This window comes from Marinobacter sp. C7, assembly GCF_022343555.1.
Taxonomy (GTDB): domain Bacteria; phylum Pseudomonadota; class Gammaproteobacteria; order Pseudomonadales; family Oleiphilaceae; genus Marinobacter.
The window spans coordinates 133,078-150,255 of the sequence record NZ_JAKQZH010000006.1; the positions used below are offsets into that span (position 1 = coordinate 133,078).

Genomic DNA, 17,178 nt, shown 5'->3' on the forward strand with positions numbered 1-17,178 from the left:
TCTATCCTCCCGATCAGCGTTCCAGCCCCAGGCCAATGCCACCGCTCATGTCCGGTCCCAGCCTCTCGGGCTTGCCGGTATCCTTGATGTAGCTGTTGTACCCGGCCTCGGCCTTGCGGCCATCCAGCACCGGCAGCTCGGGCGGTTCCTGCCCGGGCGGCACGTACTTCTGGGCGGCAATCATCTGCCGGACGGAGTTGCCGAACTGGTCCTCCGAACTGGGTGACGCGCACCCTGCCAGAAGCAATCCCGCGGCCAGTGCTGTGATTGCTGTTTTGATTGTGCGGTTGTATGCATCCATAACGTCCACCTCAGAGTTCGTGACCGAATTGTCCTTTGACACTGCCTTGCTGTACCGGTGCTGCTTCCGAACCCGGCTTCCGCCTGCCTTCCATGTAACCCAGGAGGTAGAACTCCAGATCCGAAGGCTCCACAAAGTAGTCCGTGGGCAGGCTGAATTGCTTGCGGTCCACCGGTTTCGCAAAGTGCGGCGTCACCAGGATGACCAGCTCGGTCTTTCCTTTCACGAATTCCTGGCTACGGAACAGATTGCCCAGGATTGGCAGGTCGCCCAGCCCCGGGAACTTGTTTACCCGCTCCCTAAGGTTTTCGTTGATCAGACCCGCAACCCCGATGGTCTGACCGTTCGCCAGTTCAACCGTCGAGGAAGCACTGCGACTGGTCAGCGCATTGATGAAGAAGGTCGCGGCGGTGTCAGGAACATCCAGCACGATGGAGTTCTGGTTGCTGAGTTCACTGACCTTGATGTTCAGTTTGAGACTGATCATTCCGGAATCCAGCACGGTGGGAAGGAAGCCTAGACTGATACCGAATTCCTTGAACTCGATCTTGATGCCGTTGTCCTGACCACTACCCACAGGAATCGGGAACTCACCACCAGCATGGAAGGTCGCCTCCTGGCCAGTCAGGGTGGTGAGGGTCGGCTCGGCCAGTACCTTGGCCAGATTGTTTTCCTGGGCGGCATCAATGACCAGGTCAAAAAGGGTGTCGCCATCCAGGAAGCTGGCAAACAGGCCAGTGCTCTCGAAAGTCAGCGGTTCCCGGAGAATCTGGGTAGCCGGCGGACCTATGGGGCTCAAGGTATTGGTACCACCGCCCGGTATCGAAGCCGCAGGGGCCAGAGCGGTACCGTTATTGCCAGCACCGATGGTCAGCAGTGAGTTGGCATTCATGGCCTCGAACTTGGCACCGATGCGCTTGAGGAAATCCCTGGAGACCTCGGCCACCTGCACCTCCAGCATCACCTGCTGGGCACCGCCCACCTGCATCATGTTGAGGACCTTGCTGTCCTCCCCACCCTGGAAGCTCCGGGCCAGATCAAGCGCGGCGGCCATCCGGGAGGCGCTGCCCACCTCGCCACTGAGAATGATCGCATCCTGGGATGAGCGGACCTCGATCTCCTCGCCCGGCAGCACCTGGTGAAGCTTGGCCTTAAGGCCCTCAAGGTCGTGAGTCACGTCAATGCCCACCGCGGCGACAACCTGGTTGCTGTTATCCCACAGCGTCACGTTGGTGGAGCCGAGCTGTTTGCCCACCACATAAAGCTGACGGGACCTCAGGATGAGGATATCGGCAATGTCAGGATTACCGACCGAGATCTTCGCAACCGGCTGTTCGAGGTAGAGGATTTGGGACTGGTTCAGCGCCACCTCCACCACTTGCCGGTCCATACCGCTTGCCAGCATCACCTGCGCCTTCACGCCGAGCGGGATTGCGGACAAGAACAGGAACAGCCCGATCAGGCATCCCTGCAGTGACAGTTTCTTCGTCATTGTTGTCATGGTCACTCTCTCCCTGGGTTACTTCTTTAGCGGCTGCCAACCCCCGGCAACCGCGACATCAAATTCCGCCCTACATGGATACCTTCGAGGTGCTGACATCGGTCCCACGGATGATGGTTACGCGAGAACTGGTCACCACAACCCGGCGTGGCGCGGGTTTCGGGGCCGGCTTGACCTCCGCCACCACCTCTTCCTTGACCGGCTCTGGCGCCGGGCGCAGGCTGTCATCCAGCGGGTTGCGCAAGGCGAGCTGAATCATGCCCTCCTGGGTGGCTTTCACCAGTTCTTCAGCTTCATCCGAGGTCAATTCGAGCGTGACCGCCCGAACGATGACCGGCTTGTCCTTTTCCGGCGAGGCGGTCTGGTCCACTGCCAGAACCTTCACGTTCTCCAGCAGGGTCCTTGATTCGTAGCGGTAGCTACCGTTTTTCTTCGCGGCGACAATATCCACCCGGTTACCGGGCATCAGGAACCCGGCAACGCCGATCACGTCGTTTACCCGAACTGTCACAGCTCGCTTGTTTGGCGCGATCACCGCAGACAGGGCGCTGCCACCGCCAAAGGCGGCCACCTTTTCCTCGAGAATCATTTCACCCGGATAAATAGTCGTTGTAGCCACTTGCCCTTCAATCTCCTCGACTTCCGTCAAAGCGCTGGACGGAACCATGGATTTCGGAATAGTGGCGATTTTAAGGTCGCTGGGCTCCACCTTCTTGCCGAAGGGGATCTGCAGGGCCGCTACGACCACGGGAACACCGTCCTCCGTAGCTGGGGCCGCAAATCGGTCAAGCGCCCAGCCCCTGGCGAGGTAAGCAGCGCCGAGCCCCATCACAAGGGCAAAAGAAAGCATCAGAATGGTTCTTGACTTGAACATAGCGGTCACCCCACGTTTTCCAGCTGCACGAAGTAGTTTTGCCAGGCCCACCGAATGGATTCGGTAGTCAGCCTGGCCGGTAACCCGCGGTACCGGCAGTAGTCACTGACCAGACCGAGCAGGTCCCGGGGATGACAGGGCAACAGGACATTGCCCTGGGTCGGGTAGAGCTCTGTCATCATGTACCGGGTTGCGTCGGGATCGTCCTCGATCCCCATGGTCTGGCAGACCTGTTTCCAGAGTCGTAGAAACGGCTCCGGCTCCAGGGTTTTGAATCCGATCTTGTGACCGATGCGGCGCAGGAACGCCTCATCGGCGAGATCCAGCGGATTAAGGTTGGTGGAGAAGATCAGCAGCATGTCGAAAGGAACGGCAAAATGCTGCCCCGCGCGCAGGTTGAGGAAATCCCGCTTTTCCTCCATGGGTACAATCCAGCGGTTGAGCAGGTCCACATGGGATACCCGCTGCCGGCCCAGGTCGTCGATCAACAACATGCCGTTACTCGCCTTGAGCTGCAGTGGCGCCTGGTACTGCTTGCGTTGCTCGTCGAATTTGAGGTCCAGCATATCCAGGGTGAGCTCACCACCCGTGGTCACTTCCGGGCGGTAGCAAAGGACATAACGGGGATCGTGACCGTTGCCCAAATGCACGGGATCCTGCTCCTCGCCATGGACCGGGTGGTGGAATTCCGGGTCAAACAGACTGATCACCGTGTCGCCCACCAGAATCGAGTAGGGAACATAAACCGGGCCGGCCAGGAGCCTGACCAGTTGGCGGGTAATGTAGCTCTTGCCGCTGCCAGCAGGACCATAAATGAACATGGCGCGGCCGGAGTGCACCGCAGGCCCCAGTTGAGCCAGCAGGCTTTCCTCAATCACAGTGTCCCGGAAAAGGCGATGGATATCATCTTCCGTAACCACGCATTTTGAGACTGATTGTCGCCGAACAATTTGCGAGTAGGCTTCGAGAGTGACAGGTGCCGGGCCGGCGTACCCGTCACGGGACAACGCTTCCAGAGCGGCAGCACGGCCACGGTCTGTCAGCGCGTAGCGTACGCCACCTTCCGAGAAATCGGCGCCCCTGCTCTCAACCTTTGCCTCCTGGCGCAGGTGCGCAATCACCGGTTCCAGAATAGCGCCAGGCAGGGAAATATTCCGGGCCAGTTGCTGGAGTGTCTGGTTGCTTGCAAGGCTAAGATGTTTGATCAGCAGGTCAGCGACAAAGAAATGGTCAAGACCGGTGTCCTGAAGGCTGTGGGGGCGGCCAACGTCATTACTGGCTTTCGGATGCGTATCCCTGTAATCGGTTAACAAGAGTTCGGCGTCCATTGCTTGCTCCTTCACTTCCGTTGATTTTCCCGCCTAAAGAAGAACCGACAGGGCTGTTCCGCAGGCTATCGCTGGTGCATAAGGCAGCCGTAGCCCGGCAGCCTCGCCCTTCGCAGGGGCGATGTAAGTCGGTTGCAAATAGGCAAGAGATACAAACATTGACCAATACCGGCGGGCCATCTCAAACAGCCCTCCCTTCCAGGTAATAAACGCCAGGGCAAAAACTCCGCCGACAAGCAAAGTCATCACAGCGCTCAAAAACACGGCATACGGCCCGATCAAAGCACCAACAGCGGCGAGCAACTTGACGTCTCCCGCTCCAAGTGCTGCAAAAAAATACAGTGGCAAGAAACAGAACAAGCCGACCAGCAAACCCGAAAGCGCAAACCCGGCTCCTTGCCACTGCGCACCGAGACTGTGCAGAGTGATTCCCAGCACTATCATTGAAAACGTGAGAACATTCGGGATCCTGCGGCTTGAAAAGTCGAAGTAGACTGCAGCAAGCAGTCCGAAAAGGAGTGTCGTCGCTATCCCTAGGCTGGTGGAATCCATCGCATCCTCCGACAAACCTGTTTGAGGGACCAGGAGAGGGGAACATGTCGCCCTCCCCTGGTATACGTCGCGTGTTGGTTATGCCGCCGGCGGAACAATGATATCGGCAATGCTGTCAATCACGGTCGCAATGTTTCCGCCCAGAAGCTGAAACGCGGCAACGGTCCCAAGCACAATCAAAGACCCTGCTACCGCATACTCGGACAGCTCCAAACCCTCTTCATCCCGAAGAAACGCAACTACCTTTTCCTTGAAGTTTTTCATCTCGTAACTCCTGCAGTCGTTAGACATACTTCCTTGAAGGCACAGCGACATATCCGTGCGCTGTAGTTTCAGGATAAGAAGTTATTCAGAAGTGGGTTAGGAGTATTCCGGCGAAAGAATAGGAGGATTTTGCAAAAGGAGAATCTTGCAGAGCGCGATCAGAGTTCCAGGGACTGGTACAGAGAAAGCTGGGGAGAAGAAGCTGCCTCTTCCCTTGTGGTGCGGCATTTATGCCGATACTGGCTGGGCGTCATACCCATATGGCGCTGGAACATCCGGGTGAAGTGGGAGGCATCGTGGAAGCCCACGGCCCAGCAGACATCAATCACCGAGGCGCTGTTATTCTGCAGAAGTTCGGTTGCCTTATCGATCCGGCGCCGGACGATGTACTCCTGGAAGGTAATGCCGTGGACCCGCTTGAAGGCACGGCTGAGCTGGTAACTGTTGCTCCCGCAGAGTGCAGCAATGTCCGTCTGCATCAACTTTTCAGACAGGTGCTGTTCAATGAACGCTACGGCGGACTCGACAATCTTGTCCTCACAACGGTGTTTCTTGAAGCGTGCATCATCGGGGAGGGGCTGGGACTTGATAATGGTGGCCCGCTCGGAACGGTCCTTGGGGTTCCCCACCAACTTTTCCAGCCTGCTCAGCGCTTCCAGAACGCTGTCCGACTGGACGGGCTTGACGAAATAATCCCAGACACGGCTACGCAGCGCCCATACGGCGAGAGCCTCCGAGTGATGCTGGGTAAACATCAGCACCGGCACCGACGGGAACTCCTGCTTGGCCTCGCTCAGCAAGGACAGGCTGGAAATATCCGGAAAATCGAACTCAAAGCAGCAGATAACCCGGTCATGAGCGGCATACACTGACGCCAGATCATCCTTCGCTGAAACCCTGACCACTGGAAAGTGCCGGTCAATTACCCTGGCGACTTCCGGATCCGCACCGTACTGGGTGGCATCCACCAGTACGACGGTAGCTCTCTCCATTTGCCCAATCCCCTTTTTGTGGATTTTCGGGATGCCAGATCCATCTGGACCTGCTCAAATTAACATGTATTTTTGTTAATTTTCTTGCGGGGCAACTAAAACTAATAGGAAAGCGAACCAAATACGTCAAGAAAGCCAACGGGCCATTTTGCAGAATTTTACAATTCAGAAAAGAATGAAATGTCCCGAAACAAAAGGCAGGAATACGTGTTAAGAGGAAAAAATTGGGGTCAGATGAGAAGCAGACTTCTCATCTGACCCCTGCTTCGTTTCCCGGATCAGCCGAGGTTCTTCTTGATGAACTTCTGGAGCTCCCCCACGATACCGCTACGGAAGGCGAGGACCGTCAGTACAAAGATACCCCCAAGAATCGGGTCTACCCAGTCACGGAGAGCCCCCTGAGACAGCTGGTACTCGATGTTCACGACGAATGTCGCACCTACCACCGGGCCGAGCAAGGTCCCCATACCGCCAACCAACGTCATGAGAATGACCTCGCCCGACATATGCCAGTGAGCGTCATTGAGGGAAGCCAGCTGGAACACCACGGACTTCATCGAGCCGGCCAGTCCGGCAAGTGCCGCAGAGATAACGAACGCAAGTACCTTGTAACGATCCACGTTATAGCCCAGTGATACCGCACGCGGCTCGTTCTGCTTGATTGCTTTCAGGATCTGGCCATAGGGGCTGCTGACGATGCGCTGTACCAACAGGTAACAGGCAATGAAGACGACCAGCACGAAGTAGTACATGTTCAGGTTGTCTTCCAGATTGATCAGGCCAAACAGCTCGCCGCGGGGGATCCCGTGCATACCATCCTCACCGTGGGTGAACTCGGACTGCACGAAGAAGAAGAACACCAGCTGCGCCAGGGCCAGTGTGACCATGGCAAAGTAGATGCCCTGCCGGCGGATGGACAGCAACGCGAAGGCGACACCAAGCGCCGTTGCGGTCAGGGTACCGGCAATGATGCCCATCTCCGTGGTCAACCCCGAGTAGTTGCTCAGCAGGTAACCGGTGGTGTATCCGCCAGTTGCCAGGAAGGCCGCATGGCCAAACGACAACAGGCCGGTAAACCCGAAAAGCAGGTTGAATGCCACGGCAAAAAGCGCGAAGCAAAGGATCTTCATCAGGAAGACCGGGTAGATCATGAATGGCGCCGCGAGCAGCAGGAGCAACAGCACGCCATTGAGCATCAACTTCTTACGGTCCTGGGCGGCTTGCTGTTCCACAATGGCCTTGTGAATGTCGGCAGAATTGACTGGCTGATTCATATTTATGCCTCCTTACCGAACAAGCCACTGGGCCGGAACATCAGTACCAGAACCATGACAAGGAAGATGACTGCCGAAGACGCCGGCGGATAAAAGGTTTTGGTGAGCCCCTCGATGACCCCCATGAGAATACCGGTGATGATGGCACCGCCGATGGAACCCATGCCGCCGATCACCACGACCGCGAAGACCACGATGAGGGTACTGGACCCCATAACCGGAGTGACCGAGTAGATGGGCGCGGCGAGAACGCCCGCAAATGCCGCCAGAGCCACCCCGAAACCGTAGGTGAGACTGATCAGCAAAGGAACGTTAATGCCAAACCCCTGCATCAGCTGAGAATCCTCGGTTCCGGCTCGCAGATACGAGCCCAGTTTGGTTTTCTCGATCACAAACCAGGTGCCGAAGCACACCAACAGGGCCGCAACGATGACCCAGGCCCGATAATAAGGCATGAACATGAAGCCGAGGTTCACGCCGCCCTTGAACATGTCAGGCATGGTGTAACGCAGCCCGGATACACCGAACCAGTTGATCAGCACACCCTGAATAATCAGGGCCACCCCGAAGGTCAGGAGCAGGCTGTAGATATGGTCCTGCCCCGCAATGCGGCGAAGCAGAAAGTATTCGATGACAACACCAAAGACACCGACCACAAGAGGGGCCAGGAAAAGGGCAACCCAGTAGTTGACGCCCAGGTAGTCAAACATCAGGACAGTGGTCATGGCGCCCAGCATATACATGGCACCATGGGCAAAATTGATGATCTTCAGCAGGCCGAAGATAACCGCGAGCCCCAGGCTCAGCAGGGCGTAGAAGGCGCCGTTGATGATTCCGATAAGGAGCTGGCCGGAGAGCACAGCGAGTGGGACGCCGAAAATCATGGACATGTTGCTAACTCCAAAGCAGCACAGACGTTATTGTTGGACTTCTCGTCTCTGCAGGTTTCCGGTACTCCCCGCATGATTGCGGGGAGTACCGTTGTTGCAGCTTTTCTTAGTTGTTTACCAGCTTGCACTTACTCTCGGAGAGCGGGCGGTAAGACTCTTCAGCCGGGATGGTCCGCAGGATCTTGTACAGGTCCCATTCGCCTTTGGACTCTTCCGGAGTTTTCACTTCCGCCAGGTACATATCGTGGACCATGCGGCCATCAACGCGGATCTTGCCGTTCTTCGCGAACATGTCGTTGATCGGCGTGTCCATCATCTGCTGGCGAACAGTCTGAGCATCGTCGGAGCCGGTCGCTTCAACAGCTTTCAGATACTGCATGGCACTGGAGTAGATGCCCGCGTGAACCATGGTCGGACGCACACCGGTCTCTTCCATGAATCGATCAGACCACTCACGGGTCTCGTCGTTCATGTCCCAGTACCAGCCTGTGGTCAGCTGGATACCCTGGGCGGTTTCGGCACCCAGTGCGTGCACGTCCGTCAGGAACAGCAGCAGCGCTGCCAGGGTCTGGCCGGACTGGGTTACACCGAACTCACTGGCAGTGGTGATCGCGTTGGTGGTGTCTGCACCGGCGTTCGCCAGGCCGATCACGTCAGCGCCAGAAGCCTGGGCCTGAAGAATGAAGGAGGAGAAATCCTGGGTCGGGAACGGGTGGCGTACAGTGCCGATCACTTCACCGCCGTTGGCCTCGACAACCCGCGTCACGTCACCTTCCAGAGCGTGACCGAAGGCGTAGTCCGCGGTCAGCATGTACCAGGTCTTGCCACCCTCTTTGACCACCGCACTGGCGGTACCGTTAGCCAGTGGATAGGTGTCGTAGACGTAGTGAATGTGGTTCGGCGTGCAGTGCTCGTTGGTGATGCTGGACGCGGCAGAGCCGGAAATGATACCCAGACGGTCATTCTCTTCCAGAATCTTGCTGACCGCGATGGAAACGGAGGACGCAACCATCCCCGCCACCAGATCGACATTCTCGTTTTCGACCCAGCGACGAACGGTGCTGGAGGCGGAATCGGGGCTGTTACGGTCATCGGCACTGACCACTTCAATCTTGGTGCCGTTTACCTTACCACCGAAATCGGCAATGGCCATTTCCAGGGCCTTGAGTCCGTTCGGACCAGCCAGATCCCGGTAAGTGCCGGACATGTCCGCCAGGTAACCGATCTTGATGGTGTCGTCGGACATTTCTGCCTGGGCGCCGCCCACCATCAGGGCTGATGCAACGGCTGATGTCAGAAGCTTTTTCATCATTGTCATTGTTCTATCTCCGCTACTGTCTTGCGTTGGTTCGGGTTGTTGTTGCTTTTCTTACTTTCGTTCTATCCGGGATCAGACTCCCAAATAGTTGTCCAGCACCGACTGTTTGGCACTCAGTTCGTTGGCGCTGATTTCTTCCACAATCTGACCGTGCTCCACGACGTAATGACGATCGGCTAGCGGTGCCGCAAAGTGGAAATTCTGCTCTACCAGGACAATGGTCAGGCCTTTCTCTTTCAGGGCTACCAGGACCTCCCCCAGCTTCTCTACAATGACCGGTGCCAGACCCTCGGTAATTTCGTCCAGCAAAAGCATATTGGCGCCGGTACGCAGGATACGGGCCATGGCCAGCATCTGCTGCTCACCGCCGGACAGCTTGGTGCCCTGGCTGTTACGCCGCTCATAGAGGTTGGGGAACATGTTGTAGATTTCTTCCAGACTCATGCCGCCGCTGCGCACAACGGGAGGCAGGGTCAGGTTTTCCTGGACGCTGAGTGACGAAAAAATGCCCCTGTGTTCGGGGCAATACCCGACACCCAACCTGGCAATATGATGTGGCGCGCGCGCCATGGTTTCTTCACCGTTGATCATGATGGAGCCGGTGCGGCGGCCCACCATGTTCATGATGGCCTTGAGCGTTGTGCTCCGCCCGGCGCCATTGCGGCCCAGCAGTGTCACCAGCTCGCCGCGGTTCACCACCATGTCGATGCCGTGAAGAATGTGGGATTCCCCGTAGAAGGCATGCAGGCCGGAGAGGCGCAGCTGTTCGTATTCCCGATCCGGATTCACGCTCATTGGGCTGCCTCCGCCTCTTCACTGCTGGCTGTTCCTCGCTCACCGCTGCCTTCGCTGCCCATGTATACCTCGCGTACCCTCGGGTCGGCAGATACAGCGGCATAATCGCCTTCGGTAAGCACTGCACCCTGAGCCAGCACGGTAATGCGGTCACAGAGTTTGCTGACCACGCTCAGGTTGTGCTCCACCATCAATACGGTGCGTCCGTCAGCCGCCTTGCGAACAAGTTCGACAACCCGGTCCACGTCTTCCGAACCCATGCCCTGGGTTGGCTCATCCAGCAGCAGGATCTCGGGCTCCATGGCCAGGGTGGTGGCCAGTTCCAGCGCCCGCTTGCGCCCATAGGCCAGCTCGATGGTGGTGGTGTTGGCAAACTCCGCCAGGCCCACGGCATCCAGCAGCTCCATGCAACGCTGGTTCAGCTTGTGCAGGGAATTACCGGACTTCCAGAAACTGAAGGAGGTGCCCTCGGCTGTCTGCAGAGCTACACGGATATTTTCCAGTGCGGTCATATGGGGGAATACCGCCGAGATCTGGAAGGAGCGAACCACGCCCTTGCGGGCGATGGCTGCAGATTTCAGGGAGGTGATGTCCTCGCCCTTATAAAGAATCTGCCCCCTGGTAGGGATCAGGAACTTGGTCAGGAGATTGAACACCGTGGTCTTGCCGGCGCCGTTCGGGCCGATCAGCGCATGGATATCGCCTTTCCGGATCTTGAGGTTGACGTCGTCTACGGCGACGAACCCCTTGAACTCCTTGACCAGGTTACGGGTCTCGAGAACGTGCTGTTCACTCATGAGCCACTATACCCTTTGTTATTGTTGTACTTCTGAATTATCTACAGGTTAGATTGACGTATACGTAAACGTCAATACTTAATTCCTATATTTTTCCGGGGGGATCGAATAAGTCATCGTGGAATGTGCCACCGGCTCCTCCACCCCCTCGGAATAGACGAAAACTTCTCCGACCCCCATGGTGCGCCCAACCTTCAGGAGGTTGGCGCGAGCCCAGATGGCGGCATGCGCAGCCGGTTTCCGGAGGAAGTTGATGTTCAGGTTGGTCGTCACCGCCAGGGGCACCAACCCGATCTTGCTCAACAGGGCGGCGTACATGGCTACGTCCGCCAGCCCCATCATAGCCGGCCCGGAGACAGTGCCTCCGGGCCGGAGATGTTCCTCGTCCACCTCCAGCCGCATCTCGGCCCAGCCGTCCCCGAGCTTCTGCAGGGTGCCGAATGCCTCACCCTGCGGAAACTGCTCCTCGAGGAACGCCTGAAGCTCTTCGAAGGTGATGATCATGCCTCGACTTCGTCCTTGGCACGGTTACGCAACACGAATCGCTGAATCTTGCCGCTCGGAGTCTTCGGCAACTCATCCACGAATTCGATCTCACGCGGGAAGGCGTGGGTGGACAGCCGGCGGCGAACCAGCTCCTGGAGTTCATCTTTCAGGGACTGCTCATCGGCAGGCTCCTGACCACTCTTGATCACTATATAGGCCTTGATGATCGAGCCCCGTTTTTCATCCGGCTTCGCGACAACACCGGATTCCGCTACCGCAGCATGTTCAAGCAGAGTGCTTTCGACGTCAGCAGGCCCTACCCGGTAGCCGGCCGTAGTGATGATGTCGTCGTCACGACCACTGAAGGAGAAGCTGCCATCTCCATGGCAGATTACCATGTCGCCAGTGAGGTAGTACCCGTTCACAAACGGATCTTTTTCACCCCAAGTGTAGCCGTCAAAGTGGAACAGTGGTGAAGATTTCACATCCACCGCCAGCTGACCAATCTCGCCCTCCCCCACTTCTTCGTTCTTTTCGTTCAGCGCAACAACTTTGTGGCCGGGAGAGGAGTAGCCCATGGAGCCCTCGCGTACCGGATGTTCAAGACCGTGGAAGTTGCAGCAGGTCATCCCCGTCTCGGTCTGACCGTAATGGTCCTTCACCGGACAGAAATGGCGGTTCTTGATCCAGTTGACCACCTCGGGATTCAGCGGCTCGCCCGCACTGCTGCATACCCGCAGACCAAGATTCTCGCCTTCCGGCAGCACCTGATCATTAGCCTTGAGCAGGCGGTAGGCCGTGGGTGCCGCTGCCAGATTGGTGATCTTGTACTTGCGGATCATGTCGTAGGTGGATTCCGGAGTGAAAGCACCGGGGTTGAAATGCGTAGCGTGGCCCATCAGCAGCGGACCGACGACAGCATAATACAGGCCATAGGCCCAGCCCGGATCGGCGACGTTCCAGAATACATCGTCTTCACGAAGGTCGATGGCGTACTTCATGTACACGTAGAACGCCAGCAGAGCCCTGGCCGGTACGGCAACACCCTTGGCCTTGCCAACGGTGCCGGAAGTGAACATCTGCAGGAACGGGTCCGTGCCCTTGATCATCACCGGCTCGAACTGGTCGGACTGCTGCGCCAGGGTGTCCTCGAAATCGCGGACATCGGCGCCGGTTTCGCTGGCATTTACGCACAGCACCGGGGCACAGCCCTTCACTTCGGTGAGTTTCGGGTAGTTGGCGGGGTCTGTCACTACCAGTTTGGTGCCGGCACGCTCAAGCCGGTATTCGATGGCACCGGAGCCGAATGCGGTAAACAGTGGCTGGTAGACCGCACCGGCACGCAGAGCGCCGGCAATCACAATCAGCAGCTCCGGTCCGCGGGGCAGCAGGCCCGCAACACGATCACCCTTCCCGATACCCTGAGATTGGAGATAGTTGGCGAAGCGGGCTGAAGCGGCCTTGAGCTCCGCAAAGGTCAGGGTTCCGTCTCCACCGTCTGCTGTTTCGTAGAACAGGGCTACTTTCTGCGGATCAGACGCCCATTTGTCACAGATCTCGTGGCATACGTTCAGACCGCTATCAAGACGTCCGTCCAGGATGTCCGCTTCCAGAGCGGCCGCATCAAAGTTGTTGTACACATCGGTGTATTTCGGAAGGCTCATCGTGAACTCCTGTTGTTTTTATCTTTGAATGCACAGGGCCAAGGTTTAGCACAGGCTTCACTTTACGTAAAGGTAAACTTTAGATTAAAAACAGGCCCGCCGTGGCAGTGTTATGACGTTCACTGCAAACGGGCCGTCAGATCAGGACCTTGGCGCGAGGCCAGACTTGTGGCGGGATGAGAGGATATGGTGAAGGCCGTCGCAATCGACCATCGGATCATCGCAGTTCACCACGATATCGGAGCGGGCAATAACGTACCCCTTGCCGGTGATGCTGTTCTTCACAACCTGGTACTCACCCTCGGTTTCGACCGAGGTGAACTCACCGATAAAACCCGTTTCCCTGAGCGACACCGTCTCCAGCCTGTCACCCGGACGGATCTTCCCCTCGTAGTTCATGAGCGCCAGGCGCGCAGAGGTGCCGGTCCCCGTCGTACTGCGGCAGATAACCCCTGGATGAACGTAGGTGGCCGAACGGGAGCGGTAATAACCTTCTGCCACGTGTTCCTCCGGCCCCATGAAGTGCAGGAACGGCAAGGGGCCGACATCGCCCAGGGTGTAATGGGAAAAACCCCGCTCCGCCTGTATCGCCTCGACAATGGCATGGGCAGTTTCCGCCAGCTTGCGCTCCTCGTCCAGAGTCAGGTCAAAGCCCAGCTCTTTTGCATCCACCAGCGCGTAGAAGCCGCCGCTGTAGGCAACACTGTAGGTCACTTTCCCGAGCGCGGGTACGTCAATGCTCGCCTTGTAAGTATGGATATAACTCGGCAAACCCTCACAGGTGATGGCCTCGACCACGCCATCACGTACGGTGGCCTCGATCTGGACCAGGCCGGCGGGAGACTCCAGCATGAAGTTCTGTTTGCCCTCCTGCTTGGGCACGATTCCGGCCTCGAGCACGGCGGTGGCGGTGCATATCGTGTTGGAGCCTGAGTAGATGGGGTAACCCATCACCTCCATGATGATGTAACCGGCCGCCGCCCGCGGATCTGTGGCCGGAACCAGCAAATCCACCGACATTTCCGGAATGCCATAGGGTTCCTCCAGCAGAAGTTTACGGAGGCCGTCTGCGTCATCCCTCAGATACTCCATCTGGGCCCGAACGGTGTCTCCGGGCAACAGATCGATACCGCCGGTCACAATCCGGCTGACATCACCACCGGCATGGGTATCCATCAACTGAATGGTCAGCTCAGGCTTCATCAGGCGGCCTCCAGGGCATAGGGTTTGCCGTGTTCTTCCCACTGTGCGTCGGGAACGATCACGATCTTGCCGAGATAATTGCTGCCCCGGTTAACAAAATATTCCTCGGCCCGGTGCAGCTCCGAAAGTCGGAAAGCGCCGTGCAGCACCGGTTTGAGCTGGCCGCCCCGGATCCAGGCCATCAGCTGGTCAGCTTCTTCACGGGTACCGTGGGAGACTCCGAAGATCTGCACCTGGTACAGGTAGATGCGGGTCCAGAGTATCTCGCTGATGTTGCCGCCACTGGCACCGGCAATGCTGAGCCGCGGGTAGGTGGAGCGGGCATTCATATCAAAGATCATCGTATCTATGAACCGGTCGGTCATCTCACCGCCTACCAGATCCATGACCGCATCGATGGGTTTTCCTCCGGTCTGCTCTTTCACCCGGTCCTCGAAGCTGTCCATGTCCGAGCGATCCAGCACGGCTTCCGCACCAAGCGCCATCAGCGCCTCCGCCTTGTCCTGTTTGCTCAGTGCGTAGGGGATGGCGCCCATGACCCGGCACAACTGAATCAGTGCTGTACCGACACCGCCACTGGCACCGGTGACCAATACCCGCTCACCTGCCCGGACACTGGCCGATGTCAGCATGTGCATGGCGGTCTGGTAGGAGCACATGCCCATGGCGGCCAGTTCTGCGTCGGACAGTTCAGGGTTCGGGATATGGTGGAACTGATCGGATGGCAGCACCACATATTCCGCGAAGCCTCCGTCAGCGCCATGACCGTAATAATCCGGAGTCAGGTTGATGTCCCGGCGGCCGTCGGCGTAGATATTGAAATCCAGCAGTCCGCGCTCGCCAATGCGGCTCTCATCAACGCCATCACCAACCGCAACCACCCGGCCAGCGATATCGGCACCCTGGATGCGGGGAAAGGTCAGGGTAGGCTTGCCGCCCATCTTGAAGGACGTCATCTCGCCTTTCTTCGTTGGGTACAGCCCTTCCCTCGCCTTGCGGTCCGTATTGTTCTTGGCGGTTGCAGTAACCTGGACAAGGACCTGGCCCGGGCCGGGTTGGGGGGTAGGAACGTCCTGATATTCAAGCTTGTCGATGTCACCGTGACCGGTAAGAACCATGGCTTTCATGGTGTTCGGGATCATGGACGAGAGATCCTCCCTGGTCTGCTGAATTTGGGTTATCCAGACAGGATAGGTGAGATTCCCGGGTGTGTCAGGGCGTGTTGCGGGTATCCATTATTCGCTTTAGCGGGCGATCACCCGGTACACCGGGCGCAACCCGGGAATCTGCTTGAGAACGACCTGGATAACCGTCATCAGCGGCACCGCCAGGAGCACCCCTACCGGGCCCCAGAGCCAGCCCCAGAAGAAGATGGAAACGAAAATAATGACCGGATTGATGGCCATGCGGAAACCATGAATCCATGGCTCGATAAAGGCGCCCACGAGCGTCGTCAGTGCCAGGAAACCGAGCGGGGCAATGGCCATCATCCAGAACTCGTCCAGGCTGATCACAGAAATCACCGAAAGCATCGAAACGGAGATGACCACCCCCAGGTACGGAATGAACCGGGCCAGCCCTGCGACCAGTCCCCACACAGCAGGATCCGGCAGGCCTGCGGCCCAGCAGATGAGACCAGTAGCCGTGCCGACAAAGATGTTGCTCAGCCCCAACACCGCGAGATACTGCGCAATCAGATGCTGGGAATCGTGGGTTATCCGCAACACCGTTTTCCGCTGTCCCAGGGGCAACTGCCGGACGAAATTCCGGATCAGGCGGTCCCCGCTTACCAACAGAAAATAGGTGAGCGCGAGGGCCAGGGCCAGGCCGACGATGCCATTCTGGACCTTGTTCATCAGTTGGTTGCGCCAGGAATCCGTTTGTAGAACGACCGCCGCCGGCTGCGGCTGCTCGCCATCGGAAAGCTGCTCAACCGATTTCTCGACCTGCTCTGCGGACTCGGTCACCCTGGCAATCTGGCGACTCAGTTCACTCTCACCGACCAGCACCCGGGATATCGCTCCCGGCACTTCCTCGACCCACTTCAGCGCCGGCGTGGCCACCGCCAGTGTGACTCCGACAATTCCCGCCAGCACCAGCAACACCAGGATCATGGAACTGACCATCCGGGGAATGCGCCATTTGACGTATGCCTTTTTTACCATCGGCGATAACAGCAAACTGGTCATGACAGCGAGCACGATGGGCAGGATAATCTGGTGGGCAACGTACAACGTGTACAGAATGCCGAGGCCGAACAACCCGTATATCGGCGTGGCAAGGTCCGAGGAAATCAGCGGACGCTTGTTGTCGCCCGCCGGTTCGTTCTGTCCAGGATCGCCATCCATGAGGGGCTCCGAGCCTTCGTTCAAATACCGGCCCGGGTTAACGACAGGGCCGTCATGAAAACGACCAGTCTAACCTGCTCTGCTGCTGGCTGCATCAGCCCTTACCGAAGCTGGTGGAAGGCCCGCTCAGACGCTGACCGGATGAGGAAGATCCGGCGAGCTGGCCTCTGAAGCGCGGCCACTGCCCGGCCCACCTCCGGAGTTCATTCGCACCAGGGGGCCGGAAACCGTGACACCACCGGGATCCACCTTCACAAAGCTGCCCCCGGCCCTGAGAGTCACCTCGGCGCCCGCCTCAATGACGATTTTCAGTCCGGCGTTGTGGTGAATTTCGGTGCCCGCCTCCACCAACTGATGTTTGCCCTGCTCGCTGAAATGGCTGCCGTTCACAGTCAGACTCATGTCTGCACCGACAGTGTCCCGGCATTCACCATCCACCGACTGATGATCGTCCCCGCCCACCAGACTCAAGTGGTTATTGCCAATCGTCAGGTGGCTATCGTTTCTGATGAGCTCGGTTCGGTTGTGCTCGGTGAGCAGGTCCAGGTCCTTCTGGGCATGGAGGTAGATCTGTTCCTGGTCGGCTTCGTC

At 57.9% G+C, this 17,178-nt stretch carries 18 protein-coding genes; all 18 read right to left on the minus strand.

What is annotated here, in order from left to right; genetic code table 11:
* Positions 1 to 13: 13 nt before the first annotated feature.
* Positions 14 to 301 carry a hypothetical protein gene (locus MD273_RS18190; RefSeq protein WP_239039211.1) on the minus strand — a complete coding sequence of 96 codons (288 nt, stop codon included), beginning with the start codon at positions 299 to 301 and terminating at the stop codon, positions 14 to 16.
* 10 nt (positions 302 to 311) lie between these two features.
* A complete protein-coding gene (locus MD273_RS18195; RefSeq protein WP_239039212.1) occupies positions 312 to 1,802 on the minus strand; it encodes a type II and III secretion system protein family protein in 1,491 nt (496 codons plus the stop codon).
* A 70-nt stretch (positions 1,803 to 1,872) separates the two neighbouring features.
* Positions 1,873 to 2,676 (minus strand): Flp pilus assembly protein CpaB, encoded by an 804-nt coding sequence (cpaB, locus tag MD273_RS18200; protein ID WP_239039213.1) that lies wholly within the window; start codon positions 2,674 to 2,676, stop codon positions 1,873 to 1,875.
* A 5-nt stretch (positions 2,677 to 2,681) separates the two neighbouring features.
* Positions 2,682 to 4,004: a DUF8689 domain-containing protein gene (locus tag MD273_RS18205; protein ID WP_239039214.1), complete on the minus strand. Its 1,323-nt coding sequence runs from the start codon at positions 4,002 to 4,004 to the stop codon at positions 2,682 to 2,684.
* Positions 4,005 to 4,037: 33 nt separating this feature from the next.
* A complete protein-coding gene (locus MD273_RS18210; protein WP_239039215.1) occupies positions 4,038 to 4,556 on the minus strand; it encodes an A24 family peptidase in 519 nt (172 codons plus the stop codon).
* Between the two features lie 78 nt (positions 4,557 to 4,634).
* Positions 4,635 to 4,820, minus strand: a complete 186-nt coding sequence (locus tag MD273_RS18215) for a Flp family type IVb pilin (protein WP_239039216.1) — start codon at positions 4,818 to 4,820, stop codon at positions 4,635 to 4,637.
* 158 nt (positions 4,821 to 4,978) lie between these two features.
* Positions 4,979 to 5,812 carry a helix-turn-helix domain-containing protein gene (locus tag MD273_RS18220; protein WP_239039217.1) on the minus strand — a complete coding sequence of 278 codons (834 nt, stop codon included), beginning with the start codon at positions 5,810 to 5,812 and terminating at the stop codon, positions 4,979 to 4,981.
* Positions 5,813 to 6,090: 278 nt separating this feature from the next.
* The gene (locus tag MD273_RS18225; RefSeq protein ID WP_239039218.1) at positions 6,091 to 7,086 is read right to left on the minus strand and encodes a branched-chain amino acid ABC transporter permease; all 996 of its coding nucleotides are present in this window, start codon (positions 7,084 to 7,086) and stop codon (positions 6,091 to 6,093) included.
* Positions 7,087 to 7,088: 2 nt separating this feature from the next.
* A complete protein-coding gene (locus tag MD273_RS18230) occupies positions 7,089 to 7,976 on the minus strand; it encodes a branched-chain amino acid ABC transporter permease (protein WP_239039219.1) in 888 nt (295 codons plus the stop codon).
* A gap of 106 nt (positions 7,977 to 8,082) precedes the next feature.
* Positions 8,083 to 9,294, minus strand: coding sequence for an ABC transporter substrate-binding protein (locus tag MD273_RS18235; protein ID WP_239039220.1), 1,212 nt, complete (start codon positions 9,292 to 9,294; stop codon positions 8,083 to 8,085).
* Between the two features lie 72 nt (positions 9,295 to 9,366).
* The gene (locus MD273_RS18240; protein ID WP_239039221.1) at positions 9,367 to 10,089 is read right to left on the minus strand and encodes an ABC transporter ATP-binding protein; all 723 of its coding nucleotides are present in this window, start codon (positions 10,087 to 10,089) and stop codon (positions 9,367 to 9,369) included.
* Complete coding sequence (locus tag MD273_RS18245) at positions 10,086 to 10,886, minus strand: ABC transporter ATP-binding protein (RefSeq protein ID WP_239039222.1); 801 nt, start codon at positions 10,884 to 10,886, stop codon at positions 10,086 to 10,088. Before MD273_RS18245 ends, MD273_RS18240 begins: the two co-directional genes overlap by 4 nt.
* Positions 10,887 to 10,964: 78 nt before the next feature.
* A complete protein-coding gene (locus MD273_RS18250) occupies positions 10,965 to 11,390 on the minus strand; it encodes a PaaI family thioesterase (RefSeq protein ID WP_239039223.1) in 426 nt (141 codons plus the stop codon).
* A complete protein-coding gene (locus MD273_RS18255) occupies positions 11,387 to 13,036 on the minus strand; it encodes an AMP-binding protein (protein WP_239039224.1) in 1,650 nt (549 codons plus the stop codon). The genes MD273_RS18250 and MD273_RS18255 overlap by 4 nt, the downstream gene beginning before the upstream one ends.
* A gap of 141 nt (positions 13,037 to 13,177) precedes the next feature.
* Positions 13,178 to 14,239, minus strand: a complete 1,062-nt coding sequence (locus MD273_RS18260; protein ID WP_239039225.1) for a proline racemase family protein — start codon at positions 14,237 to 14,239, stop codon at positions 13,178 to 13,180.
* Complete coding sequence (locus tag MD273_RS18265; protein WP_239039226.1) at positions 14,239 to 15,381, minus strand: zinc-binding dehydrogenase; 1,143 nt, start codon at positions 15,379 to 15,381, stop codon at positions 14,239 to 14,241. Before MD273_RS18265 ends, MD273_RS18260 begins: the two co-directional genes overlap by 1 nt.
* A gap of 102 nt (positions 15,382 to 15,483) precedes the next feature.
* Positions 15,484 to 16,587: an AI-2E family transporter gene (locus MD273_RS18270; protein ID WP_239039227.1), complete on the minus strand. Its 1,104-nt coding sequence runs from the start codon at positions 16,585 to 16,587 to the stop codon at positions 15,484 to 15,486.
* Positions 16,588 to 16,713: 126 nt separating this feature from the next.
* On the minus strand, positions 16,714 to 17,178 hold a 465-nt coding region (locus tag MD273_RS18275), incomplete at its 5' end, for a bacteriophage T4 gp5 trimerization domain-containing protein (RefSeq protein WP_502846076.1).

Coding starts and splice junctions, on each gene's coding strand:
- MD273_RS18190 (WP_239039211.1), bottom strand. CDS start 301: ATGGATGCATACAACCGCACAATCAAAACAGCAATCACAGCACTGGCC.
- MD273_RS18195 (WP_239039212.1), bottom strand. CDS start 1,802: ATGACAACAATGACGAAGAAACTGTCACTGCAGGGATGCCTGATCGGG.
- cpaB (WP_239039213.1), bottom strand. CDS start 2,676: ATGTTCAAGTCAAGAACCATTCTGATGCTTTCTTTTGCCCTTGTGATG.
- MD273_RS18205 (WP_239039214.1), bottom strand. CDS start 4,004: ATGGACGCCGAACTCTTGTTAACCGATTACAGGGATACGCATCCGAAA.
- MD273_RS18210 (WP_239039215.1), bottom strand. CDS start 4,556: ATGGATTCCACCAGCCTAGGGATAGCGACGACACTCCTTTTCGGACTG.
- MD273_RS18215 (WP_239039216.1), bottom strand. CDS start 4,820: ATGAAAAACTTCAAGGAAAAGGTAGTTGCGTTTCTTCGGGATGAAGAG.
- MD273_RS18220 (WP_239039217.1), bottom strand. CDS start 5,812: ATGGAGAGAGCTACCGTCGTACTGGTGGATGCCACCCAGTACGGTGCG.
- MD273_RS18225 (WP_239039218.1), bottom strand. CDS start 7,086: ATGAATCAGCCAGTCAATTCTGCCGACATTCACAAGGCCATTGTGGAA.
- MD273_RS18230 (WP_239039219.1), bottom strand. CDS start 7,976: ATGTCCATGATTTTCGGCGTCCCACTCGCTGTGCTCTCCGGCCAGCTC.
- MD273_RS18235 (WP_239039220.1), bottom strand. CDS start 9,294: ATGACAATGATGAAAAAGCTTCTGACATCAGCCGTTGCATCAGCCCTG.
- MD273_RS18240 (WP_239039221.1), bottom strand. CDS start 10,089: ATGAGCGTGAATCCGGATCGGGAATACGAACAGCTGCGCCTCTCCGGC.
- MD273_RS18245 (WP_239039222.1), bottom strand. CDS start 10,886: ATGAGTGAACAGCACGTTCTCGAGACCCGTAACCTGGTCAAGGAGTTC.
- MD273_RS18250 (WP_239039223.1), bottom strand. CDS start 11,390: ATGATCATCACCTTCGAAGAGCTTCAGGCGTTCCTCGAGGAGCAGTTT.
- MD273_RS18255 (WP_239039224.1), bottom strand. CDS start 13,036: ATGAGCCTTCCGAAATACACCGATGTGTACAACAACTTTGATGCGGCC.
- MD273_RS18260 (WP_239039225.1), bottom strand. CDS start 14,239: ATGAAGCCTGAGCTGACCATTCAGTTGATGGATACCCATGCCGGTGGT.
- MD273_RS18265 (WP_239039226.1), bottom strand. CDS start 15,381: ATGATCCCGAACACCATGAAAGCCATGGTTCTTACCGGTCACGGTGAC.
- MD273_RS18270 (WP_239039227.1), bottom strand. CDS start 16,587: ATGGATGGCGATCCTGGACAGAACGAACCGGCGGGCGACAACAAGCGT.